We start from the raw sequence: 16,088 nt of genomic DNA on the forward strand, positions 1-16,088 counted from the left end.
AGTTATAAATAAATCGTTATTTATTCTTTTTATTTCTCTCCGAGTACAGGCACATTCACTCCATGCACTACAGAACACAGCACAGGAGCCGCAGCCCATGAGCCTCAAACTCGGCGATATCGCCCCCGATTTCGAACAGGATTCCAGCGCAGGCAAGATCCGTTTCCACGAATGGCTGGGCAATAGCTGGGGCGTGTTGTTCTCCCACCCGGCCGACTTCACCCCGGTGTGCACCACCGAGCTGGGCCTCACCGCCAAGCTCAAGGACGAATTCGCCAAGCGCGGGGTCAAGGCCATCGCCCTGTCGGTCGACCCTGTCGACTCGCACCAGCGCTGGATCGAGGACATCAACGAGACCCAGAACACCGTGGTCAACTTCCCGATCATCGCCGACGCCGACCGCAAGGTGTCCGACCTGTATGACCTGATCCATCCGAATGCCAGCGACACCCTCACCGTGCGCTCGCTATTCGTTATCGACCCGAACAAGAAGGTGCGCCTGACCATCACCTACCCGGCCAGTACCGGACGCAACTTCAACGAAATCCTGCGGGTGATCGACTCGCTGCAACTGACCGACAACCACAAGGTGGCCACGCCTGGTAACTGGCAGGACGGTGACGAGGTGGTGATTGTGCCTTCGCTGAAGGACGAAGAGGAGATCAGGCAGCGTTTCCCCAGAGGTTACCGGGCAGTCAAACCCTACTTGCGTCTGACTCCGCAGCCCAATCGCTAAAGAATTCCTCGTTGCATTGCTCTTAGCCATAGCAGGGATATTCGGGCCGTTTCGACGGCCCTTTTTTATGCCTGTGGCAATTGCATCAGCCTTTTCGCGGGCCGTCTGTATAAAAACATAATGGAATAAACAAATAAAAAAATATGATTTCTAGATATATGGCTGCACTGGTAATGTCACTCCCAACCCAGCCAAGGAAACGCTGCAATGTTGGTTGTCTCAATCGGTGGTAGCCCCAGTACCCGTTCACGTTCCGGCTTGCTGCTGGAGCGTTCGCGCCAGTGGCTGCAGGATCGTGGTGTCGAAGTGGTGACGTTCCAGGTACGCGACTTCCCCGCCGAAGACCTGCTGCATGCCCGTTTCGACAGCCCGCAGGTGCAGCATTTCCAGCAACTGGTAGCCCAGGCCGATGGCCTGATCGTTGCCACCCCGGTGTACAAGGCATCTTTTGCCGGCGCCTTGAAAACCTTGCTCGACCTGCTGCCCGAGCGGGCCCTGGCCAACAAGATCGTGTTGCCGGTCGCCACCGGCGGCAGTATCGCCCACATGCTGGCGGTGGATTACGCACTGAAACCCGTGCTGTCGGCACTCAAGGCGCAGGAGACCCTGCAAGGGATCTTCGCCGACGACAGCCAGATTGCCTACGCAGATGGCAGCAAACCCGCGCAGCTGGCACCAGCGCTGGAACAACGCCTGCAGGATTCGCTGGAGACCTTCCACGTCGCCCTGGCCCGCCGGCCGCGCCCCGTGGCCCCCGGCGTGCTGGAAGAACGCCTGATCAGCGCTCGCTGGAGCATCTGACCGGCATCACTTGTTTCACCACCTTACTCGCCCGACAACGAGGCAAGCAGGTGCAACCCGAACCCCATCGCACAGGAGAGCGCCATGCGCACAGTCTTCTTGCGTCGCGGTCTGGTCGCCCTGTTTGCGGCGGCTGTGTCCTTCGGCGCCATAACCCAAGCCCAGGCCGAGAGCCTGCGTATCGGCTATCAGAAATACGGCACCCTGGTGCTGCTCAAGGCCAGAGGCACGCTGGAGAAGCGCCTGGCCGAGCAGGGCGTGCAGGTGCAGTGGACCGAATTCCCCGGCGGCCCGCAGCTGCTTGAAGGGCTGAATGTCGGCTCCATCGATTTCGGTGTCACTGGCGAAACGCCGCCGGTGTTCGCCCAGGCCGCCGGTGCCGACCTGCTGTACGTCGCCTATGAGCCACCAGCGCCGCACAGCGAGGCGATCCTGGTGCCGAAGGGTTCGCCGGTGCAGTCGGTCAAGGACCTCAAGGGCAGGAAAGTCGTCCTCAACAAGGGCTCCAACGTGCACTACCTGCTGGTCCGCGCGCTGGAAGATGCCGGCCTCAAGTACAGCGACATCCAGCCCGTCTACCTGCCACCGGCCGACGCCCGCGCCGCCTTCGAGCGCGGCAGCGTCGATGCCTGGGTGATCTGGGACCCCTACCAGGCGGCTGCCGAACAACAGCTGCAGGCGCGCACCCTGCGCGATGGCAAAGGGCTGGTCGACAACCACCAGTTCTACCTCGCGACCCGCAACTATGCGACCCAGCATCCGGCGGTGATCAACACCCTGATCGAAGAAGTCCGTGCGGTCGGCCGGTGGTCACAGGCCAACCCGCAGCAGGTGACCGAGCAGGTTGCACCGCTGCTGGGCCTGCCCGCCGACATCACCCTGACCGCGGTCAAGCGCCAGGGCTATGGCGCCGCAGCGCTCACCCCGGAAGTGGTGGCCGCGCAACAGAAGATCGCCGACACGTTCCAGGCACTGAAGCTGATACCCAAGCCGCTGAGCATCAAGGACGCGATCTGGACACCCCCGGCCAAGGTCGCCAGTGCGCCTTGATTGACTTGCTGCGCCGGGGTCTTGCCCTGGCTGAGCCCCCCTTGAGGAGACGACTCCAATGAGCCTGAACATTTTCTGGTTTCTGCCCACGCACGGTGATGGTAAGTACCTGGGCACTTCGGATGGCGCCCGCGCTGTCGATCATGGCTACCTGCAGCAGATCGCCCAGGCGGCCGACCGCCTCGGTTTTGCTGGCGTGCTGATCCCTACCGGGCGTTCCTGCGAGGACTCCTGGCTGGTCGCGGCATCGCTGATCCCGGTGACCCAGCGCCTGAAGTTCCTGGTCGCCCTGCGCCCCGGCATCATTTCGCCCACCGTGGCGGCACGCCAGGCGGCCACCCTCGATCGGCTGTCCAATGGCCGCGCGCTGTTCAACCTGGTGACCGGCGGTGACCCGGACGAGCTGGCCGGGGATGGCCTGCACCTTGACCACCAGGAGCGCTATGAAGCGTCCGTGGAGTTCACCCGTATCTGGCGCAAGGTGCTGGAAGGCGAGGTGGTCGACTACGACGGCAAGCATATCCAGGTAAAGGGCGCCAAGCTGTTGTACCCGCCGATCCAGCAACCACGCCCGCCCCTGTATTTCGGCGGCTCCTCCGAAGCCGCCCAGGACCTGGCTGCCGAGCAGGTGGAGCTGTACCTGACCTGGGGCGAGCCGCCCAGCGCGGTCGCGGAAAAGATCGCCCAGGTACGTGAAAAAGCTGCTGCCCAGGGCCGCGAAGTGCGCTTCGGCATCCGCCTGCACGTGATCGTGCGGGAAACCAACGAAGAAGCCTGGGCTGCCGCTGACAAGCTGATTTCGCACCTGGACGACGACACCATCGCTCGCGCCCAGGCCTCGCTGGCGCGCTTCGACTCGGTCGGCCAGCAGCGCATGGCGGCGCTGCACAACGGCAGCCGCGAGAAACTCGAAGTCAGCCCCAACCTGTGGGCCGGCGTCGGCCTGGTGCGTGGCGGTGCCGGTACCGCGCTGGTCGGCGACGGCCCGACCGTTGCGGCGCGGGTCAAGGAATACGCCGCGCTGGGCATCGACACCTTCATCTTCTCCGGTTACCCGCACCTGGAAGAGTCGTACCGGGTGGCCGAGCTGCTGTTCCCGCACCTGGACGTGCAGCGCCCCGAGCAAGCCAGTGCCGGCGGCTACGTGAGCCCGTTCGGCGAGATGGTGGCCAACGACATTCTGCCCAAGTCCGTTGCGCAAAGCTGAGGGCCAGGTCATGAGTCGTGCAATTTCAGATAGCCTTGGCCAACGCCTGGCGCCGTGGGCGCTGCCGATCCTGCTGCTGGCCGCCTGGCAGCTGGCGGTCAGTGCTGGCTGGCTGTCGACCCGTATCCTGCCGGCGCCCAGCGCCGTAGTCAGCGCCGGCGTCGAGCTGGTGCGCAGTGGCGAGCTCTGGACCCATCTGGCCATCAGTGGCTGGCGTGCCGGGCTGGGCTTCGTCATCGGCGGCAGCATCGGCCTGGTGCTGGGTTTCATCACCGGCTTGTCGAACTGGGGCGAACGCCTGCTCGACAGCTCGGTGCAGATGATCCGCAACGTGCCGCACCTGGCGCTGATCCCGCTGGTGATCCTGTGGTTCGGTATCGACGAGTCGGCGAAGATCTTCCTGGTCGCGCTGGGCACGCTGTTCCCGATCTACCTGAACACCTACCACGGCATCCGCAACGTCGACCCGGCGCTGGTGGAGATGGCGCGCAGCTATGGCCTGTCCGGCTTCAGCCTGTTCCGCCAGGTAATCCTGCCGGGTGCCTTGCCATCGATCTTGGTCGGTGTGCGTTTCGCTCTCGGCTTCATGTGGTTGACCCTGATCGTTGCCGAAACCATCTCGGCCAACGCCGGCATCGGCTACCTGGCAATGAATGCCCGGGAATTCCTGCAGACCGACGTGGTGGTACTGGCCATCGTCCTGTACGCCCTGCTCGGCAAGCTTGCCGACCTCGCTGCTCGCGGCCTGGAGCGCGTGTGGCTGCGCTGGCACCCGGCTTATCAAGTGGCGAAGAAGGAGGGCGCATGACCATGCTCAAGGAACAGCCGCCACGCCTGTTGCGTGGTATCCCGCTGGCTTCCAGCGGCCTGCGCAAGACCTTTGGCCAGCGCGAAGTGCTGAAGGGCATCGAGCTGCATGTTCCGGCTGGCCAGTTCGTCGCCATCGTCGGCCGCAGTGGCTGCGGCAAGAGCACCTTGCTGCGCCTGCTGGCCGGGCTCGACCAGCCCACTGCCGGCCAGCTGCTGGCCGGTGCCGCACCGCTGGAACAGGCCCGCGAAGAAACCCGCCTGATGTTCCAGGACGCACGCCTGTTGCCATGGAAGAAGGTGATCGACAACGTCGGCCTGGGCCTCTCTGGCGACTGGCGCCCGCGTGCGCTGGAAGCCCTGGAGGCCGTTGGCCTGGCCGACCGCGCCAACGAATGGCCGGCAGCGCTCTCCGGTGGGCAGAAGCAGCGCGTGGCCCTGGCCCGGGCGCTGATCCATCAACCGCGCCTGCTGCTGCTGGACGAGCCGCTTGGTGCGCTGGATGCACTGACCCGTATCGAGATGCAGCAACTGATCGAGCGCCTGTGGCGCCAGCACGGCTTCACCGTGCTGCTGGTCACCCACGATGTCAGCGAGGCGGTAGCCGTGGCTGACCGGGTGATCCTGATCGAGGACGGCGAGGTCGGGCTCGACCTCACTGTCGACCTGGCGCGGCCCCGGGCGCGGGGTTCGCACCGCCTGGCCGCGCTGGAAAGCGAAGTGCTCAACCGTGTTCTGTCGGCCCCGGGCGCCGCGCCCGAACCGGATCCTGTTGCCCCTTTGCCCACGCAATTGCGTTGGGCGCACTGAACCCGCAGAAGCCCCCAAAGAAGGAATGACATCATGACCATCAAAGCCATCAACGTTCGCAACCAGTTCAAAGGCACCGTAAAGGAAATTCTCGAAGGCCCGGTACTGTCGGAAATCGACGTGCAGACTGCCTCGGGCATCGTCACTTCGGTCATCACCACCCGCTCCGTACGTGAGCTGGAGCTGCAGGTAGGCAGTGAAGTGATCGCCTTCGTGAAGTCGACTGAAGTGTCCATCGCCAAGCTGTGATGGGGTTCAGGGGGCTGCTTGGCAGCCCTGTCCCCTCTAACAGGCAGCTGCAGGAGCGGATTTATCCACGAAGCAGGCGACGCGGGGGCTGGCACCGGCTGTGCCGGTGATCGCGGCTAAAGCCTACTGGGAACCGGCTTGCCGGCGATGAGGCCCCGAAACTTAGCGCTTGGCCAGAAACGGCGGCAGGTACAAGCCCAGATACGCCTCGCACACCCGCTTGCCTTCCTCGGCCATGCGCGGGGTAATCGCATCATGCAATTGCACCGATCGCGCATACACCCGGTCGCTCAGTTCCATGGCCAGGGCGAAGACATCGACATCCACTGGCATCACCGGCAGGTGGAAATGCTGATCGAACAACTTGTGCATCAAGTCACCCAGCTCCATGTCGTGCTGCCGATCGGCCTGCACCACTTCGCTCAACCCATGCTGAGCCAGAATCAGCTGCCGTGCTGCCGCATCCTCGTTGTAGATGTCCAGCATGCGCTGCTCGATCAGCCGGGACAGCTCATGCCAGGTGTTGAATTCACCGCCGTCGATCGGCGCGCTCAGGGCTTCGCGAAAGGCACGGTGCACATCGGCGGTCAACGCTTCCAGCAAGGCTGGCACGCTGGCGAAAAAGTGATACACCGACGATGGCGGGATCTGAGCGCGCTCGGCCACGCTGTAGATCGACAGGGCGGCTACCCCTTGTTCGGCCAGCAGCTCGCGTGCAGCCCCCAGGATCGCCTCGATCCTGGCCTGGCTGCTGGCGCGTGGCTTACGCGGGGTGGCGCTGCGGTTCATCAGTTGCTGATCGCCAGGATACTGGCCTGGTAGGCGCCGACGAACAAGTCGAAATCGCCGACCTCCTGCTGCTCCAGGCGCGACTGCTCGGCCAGCGATTCGCGGGCGAGGGTCTCGAAGGCCTGCTGGCGCTCGACCGGGAGTGGTTGCTCACGGAAGGTTTCGGCGTGGATGCGGCTCTGGCGCAGGGCGAAACTGACGAAGCTTTCGTCATGCTCGGTCATGCGCGCCAGCACCTGGGCCGATGGGGTCAGCGAGGCGTCGTCGACCTTGGCCTGCTGCGCATCCAGGGCTTTGGCGTGTTCGTCACCGCCATGTGCCTGGTCGAGCAGATCGGCCAATTGGCGGATGCGCCCCAGCAGCTCGCCAGCCCAGGCCTTCAGGCCGATCGGCTGGCCATTGCGCTGCAGTTCCAGGTCCGGGCGGCGGCCTTCCTTGACCACGGTCAGGAAGTTGTTGGTGCATTGGCCGCATTCGCCATTATCCAGTGGCGGGCTGTCTTCCAGCGCGCAGAACAGCAGGAACGCATCGAGGAAGCGCGCCTCGGTCAGGTCGATGCCCACCGGCAGGAACGGGTTGATGTCCAGGCAGCGTACTTCCACATACTGCACGCCGCGCGAGGTCAGGGCCTGGATTGGCCGCTCGCCGGTGTAGGTGACGCGCTTGGGGCGGATGTTCGAGTAGTACTCGTTTTCAATCTGCAGGATGTTGGTGTTCAGCTGCACCCACTCGCCATCCACGTGCGTGCCGATTTCAACATAGGGCGGGTAGGGCGTGCCCACCGCCTTGCGCAGACTGTCGGTGTAGCTGGCCAGGTTGTTGTAGCACGGCGTGAGGCCGGCCTGGGCGTTGCTCTGGTAGCCCAGGTCGCTCATGCGCAGGCTGGTGGCATAGGGCAGGTACAGGGTTTCGGCGTCGAGCTCTTCGAGCTGGTGCGGGCGGCCTCGCAGGAAGCCTTTGTCCAGGGCCGGCGAGGCGCCGAACAGGTACATCAGCAGCCAGCTGTAGCGGCGGAAATTGCGGATCAGCGCGATGTAGGCCGACGACTGGTAGTCGCGGTCGCTCTCGCTGCTGCCTTCGGCGCTGCGCAACAGCGGCCACAGTGCCTCCGGCAGCGAGAAATTGTAATGGATACCGGCGATGCACTGCATGGTGCGGCCGTAACGCAGGGCCAAACCCTTGCGGTAGACGTGCTTGAGCTTGCCGATGTTGGAGCTGCCGTATTCGGCAATCGGGATGTCTTCCTCGGCCGGCAGGGTGCACGGCATCGATGGGCTCCACAAGTATTCGTCGCCCAGCTTGCTATAGACGAAACGGTGGGTCTCCTCGAGGCTTTCGAGCACCTTGGCCGGGTCGGACAGGGCCGGAGTGATGAACTCCAGCAGCGACTCGGAATAATCGGTGGTGATCTGCTCGTTGGTCAGCGCCGACCCCAGGGCTTGCGGATGCGGGGTCTGGGCCAGGCGACCTTCGTTGGTCACACGCAGGCATTCGCGCTCAATACCGTGCAGGCACTGCTTGAGCAGGGGGAGATTGGCGCCGAGCAGGCTCAGGCGGCGGTTGAGGAGTTCGCTCAAGATGTATTCCTTCACGCGTCAGTCGCCCCAATATGGGGGTAGAAAAGACGGTCTACAAGGGTAGTGGGAAAAGGAACTGGCGTTGTCGCCTGGTTTACGCGGTTCCGGCATTGCGCAGCGCCGACTTCGGGGGCCGCTTCGCAGCCCCCGGTTGTTGCCGAAAATACCGCACATAACGCTTGGTGAGCTAGAGAACTGCGAAGGTTCCTTGCGCTTTCGCGACCAGTTTGTCGCCCTGGACTACGTCGGCGTCGACCACCAGGGTGCGTCGCCCGGCATGCAGCACGCGGGCAGTACACAGCACTTCGCCGTCACTGACGGCGCGCATGTAGTTGATCTTGCACTCGATGGTCACGCTTTGCTGGTCAAAGCCATGGCTGGCCGAGCAAGCCAGGCCCATGGCGATGTCCACCAGGCTGAAGATGGCCCCGCCGTGCAGCTTCTGGCCACGGTTGCGCAAGTGCGGCCCGAGCGCCAGGGTTACCTCGGCAACCCCAGGCTCCAGGTGTTGCAGGCGGCAGCCGAGAAGCTGGCTGAAAGCGCTTTCGACGTATTCGCCGGGAACGTCCATCACTTCTTCTTCAGTTGCTTGGCATTGGCGAACAGCGCGGCCATGGCATTGTTGGCCGGGGCGGCAGTGGCGGTCTCGCGCTGGCGCGGCGCCTGCTGCTGACGGTTGGCGCCTGTGCCCCGGTTGCCGCCGCGGTTGCCTTCGACCTTCTCGCCGGGGGTGTCGCTCATGCGCATGGACAGGCCGACGCGCTTGCGCGGGATGTCCACTTCCATGACCTTGACCTTGACCACGTCGCCGGCCTTGACCGCCTCACGCGGATCCTTGACGAACTTTTCCGACAGCGCCGAGATGTGCACCAGGCCGTCCTGGTGTACACCGATGTCGACGAAGGCGCCGAAGTTGGTGACGTTGGTGACCACGCCTTCGAGGATCATGCCCGGCTCCAGGTCCTTGAGGTCTTCGACGCCGTCCTGGAAGGTGGCGGTCTTGAACTCGGGGCGCGGGTCACGGCCAGGCTTGTCCAGTTCCTGCAGGATGTCGGTGACGGTCGGCAGACCGAAGGTTTCATCGGTGAACTGCTTCGGGTCCAGGCGCTTGAGGAAGCTGCTGTCACCGATCAGCGAACGGATGTCGCGGCCGGTGTCGGCGGCAATGCGCTGTACCAGCGGGTAGGCCTCGGGGTGCACTGCGGAAGCGTCCAGCGGGTTGTCGCCGTTCATCACACGGAGGAAGCCGGCGGCCTGTTCGAAGGTTTTTTCACCCAGGCGGCTGACTTTCTTCAGCGCCGCGCGGGTCGCGAACGGGCCGTTGGCATCGCGGTGGGCGACGATGTTCTGCGCCAGGGTGGCGTTGAGGCCGGAAATTCGGGTCAGGAGTGCCACCGAGGCGGTGTTGACGTCGACACCCACGGCGTTCACGCAGTCCTCGACCACCGCGTCCAGGCCACGTGCCAGCTTCACCTGGGAGACGTCGTGCTGGTACTGACCGACGCCGATGGATTTCGGGTCGATCTTCACCAGCTCGGCCAGCGGGTCCTGCAGGCGGCGGGCGATGGAAACAGCGCCACGGATCGACACGTCCAGGTCCGGGAATTCGCGGGCAGCCAACTCCGATGCGGAGTACACCGAGGCGCCGGCTTCGGAGACCATGACCTTGGTAATCTTCAGCGCCGGGTACTTCTTGACCAGCTCGGCCACCAGCTTGTCGCTTTCGCGGCTGGCGGTACCGTTGCCGATGGCGATCAACTCCACCGAGTGCTTGGCGCATAGCGCGGCCATGATGGAAATGGTGCGGTCCCAGTCGTTCTTCGGCGCGTGCGGGTAGACCGTGGTGTGGTCCAGCAGCTTGCCGGTGGCATCGACCACGGCGATCTTGCAGCCGGTGCGCAGGCCCGGGTCGAAGCCCAGGGTAGCGCGCGGGCCGGCCGGGGCGGCCAGCAGCAGGTCGTGCAGGTTGTGGGCGAACACGTTGATCGCCTCGCCTTCGGCGTTGTCACGCAACTCGCCGAACAGGTCGGTTTCCAGGTGGGTGTACAGCTTGACCTTCCAGGTCCAGCGCACCACCTCGCCGAGCCACTTGTCGGCCGGGCGGTTACGGTTCTCGATACCGACGTGGTTACCGATCATCAGCTCGCAGGGGTGCAGGGTGCCAGGCAGTTCTTCGCCAACCTTGAGCGAGGCGCTCAGCACGCCCTCGTTGCGCCCGCGGAAAATCGCCAGGGCACGGTGCGACGGCGCGTTGCGCAGCAGTTCGTCATGGGCGAAGTAATCGCGGAACTTGGCGCCTTCCTCTTCCTTGCCCGGCACCACGCGGGCGCTGAGCACGGCCTCCTGCTTGAGGAAGCTGCGCAGCTTGTCGAGCAGGGCGGCGTCTTCGGCAAAGCGCTCCATCAGGATGTACTTGGCGCCTTCCAGCGCCGCCTTGACGTCGGCCACGCCTTTGTCGGCGTTGACGAAACGTGCGGCTTCGCTTTCCGGGGCCAGGTCAGGGTTGTTGAACAGGCCATCGGCCAGCTCGCCGAGGCCGGCTTCCAGGGCGATCTGGCCCTTGGTGCGGCGCTTCTGCTTGTACGGCAGGTAAAGGTCTTCGAGGCGGGTCTTGGTGTCGGCCAGCTTGATCTCGCGGGCCAGTTCCGGGGTCAGCTTGCCCTGCTCCTCGATGCTGGCCAGGATGCTGGCGCGGCGCTCGTCGAGTTCACGCAGGTAGCGCAGGCGCTCTTCCAGATGGCGCAGCTGGGTATCGTCCAGGCTACCGGTCACTTCCTTGCGGTAACGGGCAATGAAGGGCACGGTCGAGCCTTCGTCCAGCAGGCCCACGGCCGCCTCGACCTGCTGGGGGCGTACGCCCAGTTCCTCGGCGATACGGCTGTTGATGCTGTCCATGTAAACCACCTGACATTGATTAATACGGGGGTCGCCTGTGGGCCTTTCGCCCGGCGGCGCTGGATGAAAGCCGCGCATTATACCCATCGCAACCGCCTTGCGGTGATGGCGCCCGGCCAGTTGGAACTGGCGCCAGGGGAAAAATCTGCTAACAATGCTCACGCAACGTGCAGCAATGGCTACGCCATAATGCGCGGCGATACCAGAGGAGTAATTCATGACCGGCACGCCAAACACCGCTGAAGGTGAAAAGATTCTCATCGTCGATGACGACCCGGGGCTGAGCAGCTTGCTGGAGCGTTTTTTCGCCAGCAAGGGCTATCGCGCCCGCGCAGTGCCCAACACCGAGCAAATGGACCGCCTGTTGCAGCGCGAGGTGTTCAACCTGGTCGTGCTCGACCTGATGCTGCCTGGTGAAGACGGCCTGTCGGCATGCAAGCGCCTGCGCCAGCAGAACAACCAGATCCCGATCATCATGCTCACCGCCAAGGGCGACGAGCTCAGCCGCATCAAGGGCCTGGAACTGGGCGCCGACGACTACCTCGGCAAACCGTTCAACCCGGACGAGCTGATGGCCCGGGTCAAGGCCGTTCTGCGCCGCCAGGCCCCGAGCGTGCCGGGTGCGCCGGGCAGTGAAGACGAGTCGGTCACCTTCGGCGACTACGAGCTGTCGCTGGCTACCCGCGAACTCAAGCGTGGCGACGAGGTGCACATGCTGACCACCGGTGAGTTCGCCGTACTCAAGGCGCTGGTCATGCATGCACGCGAGCCGCTGACCCGCGACAAGCTGATGAACCTGGCCCGTGGCCGCGAATGGGATGCGCTGGAGCGCTCCATCGACGTGCAGATCTCGCGCCTGCGCCGCATGATCGAGCCGGACCCGTCCAAGCCGCGGTATATCCAGACTGTCTGGGGCGTGGGCTACGTGTTCGTACCGGACGGAAACGCCGGCAAATGATGCCTCGCCGTCGATGAAGACACCGCTGTGGTTTCCGCAAAGCTTCTTCGCCCGCACGCTGTGGCTGGTGTTGATCGTCGTCCTGTTCTCCAAGGCCTTGACCCTGGTCTACCTGTTGATGAACGAGGACGTGCTGGTCGACCGTCAGTACAGCCACGGCGTCGCGCTGACCTTGCGCGCCTACTGGGCTGCCGACGAAGAAAACCGCGACAAGATCGCCGAAGCGGCGGGCCTTATCCGGGTTACCGGCGCGGGGGTGCCCGAGGGCGAGCAGCACTGGCCCTACAGTGAAATCTATCAACGGCAGATGCAGGCCGAACTGGGCGATGACACCGAGGTGCGCCTGCGTATTCACGCGCCACCGGCGTTGTGGGTCAACGCGCCGAGCCTGGGCCCCGGTTGGCTGAAAGTGCCGCTGTACCCGCACCCGCTGCGTGGGCAGAAGATCTGGAACGTGCTGGGTTGGTTCCTGGCCATTGGCTTGCTGTCCACCGCGTCGGCCTGGATCTTCGTGCGTCAGTTGAACCAGCCGCTAAAGCGCCTGGTGTTCGCCGCCCGCCTGCTGGGCCAGGGGCGCAGTGTGCGCCTGCCGATCAGCGATACGCCCAGCGAGATGACCGAGGTGTACAAGGCTTTCAACCAGATGGCCGAGGATGTCGAGCAGGCCGGGCGCGAGCGCGAACTGATGCTGGCGGGGGTGTCCCACGACCTGCGCACGCCGCTGACACGCTTGCGCCTGTCCCTGTCCTTGTTGAACAGTGACAGCGAGCTGAGTGAAGACATGGTTCGGGATATCGAGGACATGGATGCGATCCTCGATCAGTTCCTGGCCTTCATTCGCGATGGTCGTGACGAACCGCTCGAAGAGGTCGACCTGGCCGACCTGGTGCGCGAAGTGGTGGCGCCTTACAACCAGCCGGAAGAACGCGTGCGCCTGTGCCTGGAGCCGATTCCGCCGTTCCCGCTGCGCCGGGTTTCGCTCAAGCGCATGCTGGGCAACCTGATTGGCAACGCCTTGCACCATGCCGGCAAGGGGGTGGAGGTGGCCGCCTATGTGTCGGGTGACGAAAGTGCGCCGTACGTGGTGCTGAGCGTGCTGGATCGCGGCACGGGGATCGACGAGTCGGAGCTGGAAACCATCTTCAACCCGTTCATTCGCGGCGACCGGGCGCGCAGTGGCAAGGGCACCGGGCTGGGGCTGGCGATCGTCAAGCGGATCGCGGCGCAGCATGGCGGCAATGTGGAACTGCGCAACCGTTCCGGTGGCGGCATCGAGGCGCGGGTAAGGCTGCCTTTGGGGCTGTTGCTGCCGCGCAATGCCGTGTGAGGGTCACTGGCCTCTTCGCGGCTTTAGCCGCGAAGAGGCCGTTACAGCATTGAATCAACCCTTGCCCTTGGTCCGGGTCTGATTAGGCCCGCCATTCTTCTCCAGATGCTCGATGATCATCGCCGCCACGTTCTTGCCGGTGGTCACCTCGATGCCCTCCAGCCCCGGCGACGAGTTCACCTCCATCACCAGCGGCCCATGGTTGGACCGCAGGATATCCACACCCGCCACGCTCAGCCCCATCACCTTGGCCGCGCGGATGGCGGTCATGCGTTCCTCCGGCGTGATCTTGATCAGGCTGGCCACGCCACCACGGTGCAGGTTGGAACGGAACTCGCCGGGTTTGGCCTGGCGCTTCATCGAGGCGATGACCTTGTCACCGACCACAAAGCAGCGGATGTCCGCGCCGCCAGCTTCCTTGATGTACTCCTGCACCATGATGTTCTGCTTCAGGCCCATGAACGCCTCGATCACCGACTCGGCCGCCTTGGTGGTTTCGCACAGCACCACGCCGATGCCCTGGGTGCCTTCCAGCACCTTGATCACCAGCGGGGCGCCGTTGACCATCTGGATCAGGTCGGGAATATCGTCCGGCGAGTGGGCGAAGCCGGTAATCGGCAGGCCGATGCCACGCCGCGACAACAATTGCAGTGAGCGCAGCTTGTCCCGCGAGCGGGCAATCGCCACCGACTCGTTGAGCGGATACACGCCCATCATCTCGAACTGGCGCAGCACTGCGCAGCCATAGAAGGTTACCGAGGCCCCGATGCGCGGGATCACCGCATCGAACCCTTCCAGTGGTTTGCCGCGGTAGTGAATCTGCGGCTTGTGGCTGGCTATGTTCATGTAGGCCCGCAGGGTATCGATCACCACCATTTCGTGGCCCCGCTGGGTTCCGGCTTCGACCAGGCGGCGGGTGGAATACAGACGCGGATTGCGCGACAGCACAGCGATCTTCATGCAGCACCTGTGACAGGGGAAAGGGTGGCCGGGAAGGCCGGTTTGTCTTGTACGTATTTCAGCCCGGGGTTGACCACCAACTGGCCGTGGATCAGCGCCTTGGATCCCAGCAACAGGCGGTAGCGCATGTTCTTGCGGCAGGCCAGGGTGAACTCCACCTCCCACACACCATCGCCCAGTGCGAGTGACGTGCGGATGACATAGCGGGTCTGGGCCTGGCCGTTGGAGCTCTTGATGGTCTTCATGGTCACCAGTGGTGCCTCGCACCGACGATGGCGCAACTGCACTACCGAGCCCAGGTGGGCGGTGAAGCGGACCCAGGGCTGACCGTCACGCTCGAACGGTTCGATTTCGGTGGCATGCAGGCTGGAGGTGCTGGCACCGGTGTCGATCTTGGCGCGCAACCCGGCCACGCCAAGGTCGGGCAGGGCTACCCACTCGCGCAGGCCGATCACAGTCAAATGGTCAAATGTCTTCACGAAGCGCACCCTGCTGATGAGGTGTTGAACTGTAAGCACGGCGGGGATTTTTTGCATCCGATCGTTACGGTAGTACAGTTCGATGAAACACAGCATTCGAGGTAGCGGGATGGCATACAAAGCCGAAGACGACGACAAGGTCCGCCTGGACAAATGGCTGTGGGCGGCTCGCTTCTACAAGACCCGCGCACTGGCCAAGGCGGCGATCGAGAGCGGCAAGGTGCATTGCCGCGGCGAGCGCTGCAAGCCGGGCAAGGAGCCGCGGGTCGGCGACGAATTCGTGTTGCGTACGGGGTTCGATGAACGCACGGTGGTGGTGAAGGCACTGTCGGTGGTGAGGCGTGGGGCGCCGGAGGCGCAGACGTTGTACGAAGAAACCGAAGAGAGCGTGCGCCGGCGTGAGCAGGCGGCGGAAATGCGCAAGGCAGGGGCCATGGGCGTGACTACCGATGGCCGGCCGACCAAGAAGCAGCGGCGGCAGATTCACCAACTGCATGGCAGCTTTGAATAGCGGGGGCGCTTTGCGCCCCATCGCTGGCAAGCCAGCTGCCACGTGGTCTTAACGGATGACGGCCATCCGTCCGACCAACGGTAATTTGCCCAGCAGGTTGAACAACGGCGCTGTCCAGCGCATCAGCGCCGCACTGCCCTTGGCCGCCAGCGGCGTGTAACAGCTCCAGCCCAACGCCAGCAGCGCCATCAGTAACCCGCCGATGTAGTCGTCCTGCCCCCAGTGGGCACCAGCCACCAGGCGCGGCAGCATGAACAGCAGCGCCAGTGCCCAGATCACCAGGTACTGCACCAGGCGCCGGCTGAATACGCTCATGAACAGCGCCCAGATCAGCAGAACCGAGGCGTGGTCGCCGGGGAAACTGTTGCTTGAGCGGTCCTTCAGCTCCCAGGCCTTTTCCAGGTTCGGATAGTAATCGCTCAGGTGCACGACGTTGTCGAACACCATCGATGGGCTGTCGTGCTGCCAGCCCATTGCAGCCACCCACTTGGAAAACAGCGCGCGAATCACCACTAAGAGGACAAGCGTGACCAGAAAGCCGAAAAAGGCTTGGCGAACCTGTGCCGCCTTGAATACCCAGTCGCCGCGGACAAGCACTGCCAGCAGGATCAGGCCGACGACGACGTCGAAGGGGCGCAGGCTGCCGAGCGTCCAGATGTAGCGCCACGTGGCATTTTCTGCCAGCGGTGCATTCAGGCTGTGAAACAGCCATTCGTCGAAAGTCAGGCACAGGATCTGGCCAACGGGCCATAACCAGAAACACAGTAGGACGATGGGAAGCAGCGTGCAGGCTGCCAATGGCCCGAAGGACCACCTTGCTTGGAACAGTGGTGGATTGTCCATAAAATACCTCTATTGCAAACAGGACGCGGAGCGCATCGTAAGCGCTCTATAACGGGGTTCTCGCTCGATTTTCGACAACCCTTGTAACC

17 protein-coding genes are annotated in these 16,088 nt (G+C 63.8%); 10 read left to right on the forward strand and 7 right to left on the reverse strand.

What is annotated here, in order from left to right:
- Window positions 1-97 precede the first annotated feature (97 nt).
- From HU760_RS23880 to HU760_RS23910, 7 genes are all read left to right on the forward strand, one after another.
- A complete protein-coding gene (locus HU760_RS23880) occupies window positions 98-736 on the forward strand; it encodes a peroxiredoxin (protein WP_186674913.1) in 639 nt (212 codons plus the stop codon).
- A 207-nt stretch (window positions 737-943) separates the two neighbouring features.
- Entirely contained in the window at window positions 944-1,537 is a 594-nt protein-coding gene (gene ssuE / locus HU760_RS23885; protein ID WP_186674914.1) for an NADPH-dependent FMN reductase, read from the forward strand.
- An 84-nt stretch (window positions 1,538-1,621) separates the two neighbouring features.
- Window positions 1,622-2,587: a sulfonate ABC transporter substrate-binding protein gene (locus tag HU760_RS23890; protein WP_186674915.1), complete on the forward strand. Its 966-nt coding sequence runs from the start codon at window positions 1,622-1,624 to the stop codon at window positions 2,585-2,587.
- A gap of 58 nt (window positions 2,588-2,645) precedes the next feature.
- Window positions 2,646-3,794, forward strand: a complete 1,149-nt coding sequence (ssuD, locus tag HU760_RS23895) for an FMNH2-dependent alkanesulfonate monooxygenase (RefSeq protein WP_186674916.1) — start codon at window positions 2,646-2,648, stop codon at window positions 3,792-3,794.
- 10 nt (window positions 3,795-3,804) lie between these two features.
- Complete coding sequence (ssuC, locus tag HU760_RS23900) at window positions 3,805-4,602, forward strand: aliphatic sulfonate ABC transporter permease SsuC (RefSeq protein ID WP_186674917.1); 798 nt, start codon at window positions 3,805-3,807, stop codon at window positions 4,600-4,602.
- Window positions 4,603-4,604: 2 nt separating this feature from the next.
- Complete coding sequence (ssuB, locus tag HU760_RS23905) at window positions 4,605-5,411, forward strand: aliphatic sulfonates ABC transporter ATP-binding protein (RefSeq protein ID WP_186675067.1); 807 nt, start codon at window positions 4,605-4,607, stop codon at window positions 5,409-5,411.
- Window positions 5,412-5,444: 33 nt separating this feature from the next.
- The gene (locus HU760_RS23910; protein WP_003255829.1) at window positions 5,445-5,660 is read left to right on the forward strand and encodes a TOBE domain-containing protein; all 216 of its coding nucleotides are present in this window, start codon (window positions 5,445-5,447) and stop codon (window positions 5,658-5,660) included.
- 162 nt (window positions 5,661-5,822) lie between these two features.
- Here the strand turns inward: HU760_RS23910 and HU760_RS23915 are convergent, their stop codons facing one another.
- From HU760_RS23915 to HU760_RS23930, 4 genes are all read right to left on the reverse strand, one after another.
- Window positions 5,823-6,449 (reverse strand): TetR/AcrR family transcriptional regulator, encoded by a 627-nt coding sequence (locus HU760_RS23915; RefSeq protein ID WP_186674918.1) that lies wholly within the window; start codon window positions 6,447-6,449, stop codon window positions 5,823-5,825.
- Window positions 6,449-8,026, reverse strand: a complete 1,578-nt coding sequence (gshA, locus tag HU760_RS23920) for a glutamate--cysteine ligase (RefSeq protein ID WP_186674919.1) — start codon at window positions 8,024-8,026, stop codon at window positions 6,449-6,451. The genes HU760_RS23915 and gshA overlap by 1 nt, the downstream gene beginning before the upstream one ends.
- A gap of 187 nt (window positions 8,027-8,213) precedes the next feature.
- On the reverse strand, window positions 8,214-8,597 hold the full coding sequence (locus tag HU760_RS23925; protein ID WP_186674920.1) for a PaaI family thioesterase: 384 nt from the start codon (window positions 8,595-8,597) through the stop codon (window positions 8,214-8,216).
- Window positions 8,597-10,921 (reverse strand): Tex family protein, encoded by a 2,325-nt coding sequence (locus tag HU760_RS23930; protein WP_186674921.1) that lies wholly within the window; start codon window positions 10,919-10,921, stop codon window positions 8,597-8,599. Before HU760_RS23930 ends, HU760_RS23925 begins: the two co-directional genes overlap by 1 nt.
- 217 nt (window positions 10,922-11,138) lie before the next feature.
- Here HU760_RS23930 and ompR point away from each other — a divergent pair, with 217 nt between their 5' ends.
- The gene (ompR, locus tag HU760_RS23935) at window positions 11,139-11,879 is read left to right on the forward strand and encodes an osmolarity response regulator transcription factor OmpR (protein WP_170027818.1); all 741 of its coding nucleotides are present in this window, start codon (window positions 11,139-11,141) and stop codon (window positions 11,877-11,879) included.
- 13 nt (window positions 11,880-11,892) lie between these two features.
- Window positions 11,893-13,206, forward strand: a complete 1,314-nt coding sequence (locus HU760_RS23940) for an ATP-binding protein (protein ID WP_186674922.1) — start codon at window positions 11,893-11,895, stop codon at window positions 13,204-13,206.
- Window positions 13,207-13,260: 54 nt separating this feature from the next.
- Here HU760_RS23940 and rimK read toward each other — a convergent pair whose 3' ends face one another.
- Window positions 13,261-14,166, reverse strand: coding sequence for a 30S ribosomal protein S6--L-glutamate ligase (rimK, locus tag HU760_RS23945; protein ID WP_013970455.1), 906 nt, complete (start codon window positions 14,164-14,166; stop codon window positions 13,261-13,263).
- A complete protein-coding gene (gene rimB / locus HU760_RS23950; RefSeq protein WP_420831029.1) occupies window positions 14,163-14,645 on the reverse strand; it encodes a retropepsin-like aspartic endopeptidase RimB in 483 nt (160 codons plus the stop codon). The genes rimK and rimB overlap by 4 nt, the downstream gene beginning before the upstream one ends.
- Before the next feature lie 109 nt (window positions 14,646-14,754).
- On the opposite strand from rimB, the gene HU760_RS23955 reads away from it, so the two are divergent.
- On the forward strand, window positions 14,755-15,156 hold the full coding sequence (locus HU760_RS23955; RefSeq protein ID WP_186674923.1) for an RNA-binding S4 domain-containing protein: 402 nt from the start codon (window positions 14,755-14,757) through the stop codon (window positions 15,154-15,156).
- Between the two features lie 48 nt (window positions 15,157-15,204).
- Here the strand turns inward: HU760_RS23955 and HU760_RS23960 are convergent, their stop codons facing one another.
- Window positions 15,205-15,999: a phosphatase PAP2 family protein gene (locus HU760_RS23960; RefSeq protein ID WP_186674924.1), complete on the reverse strand. Its 795-nt coding sequence runs from the start codon at window positions 15,997-15,999 to the stop codon at window positions 15,205-15,207.
- Window positions 16,000-16,088 lie beyond the last annotated feature (89 nt).

The organism is Pseudomonas oryzicola, assembly GCF_014269185.2.
Lineage (GTDB): Bacteria > Pseudomonadota > Gammaproteobacteria > Pseudomonadales > Pseudomonadaceae > Aquipseudomonas > Aquipseudomonas oryzicola.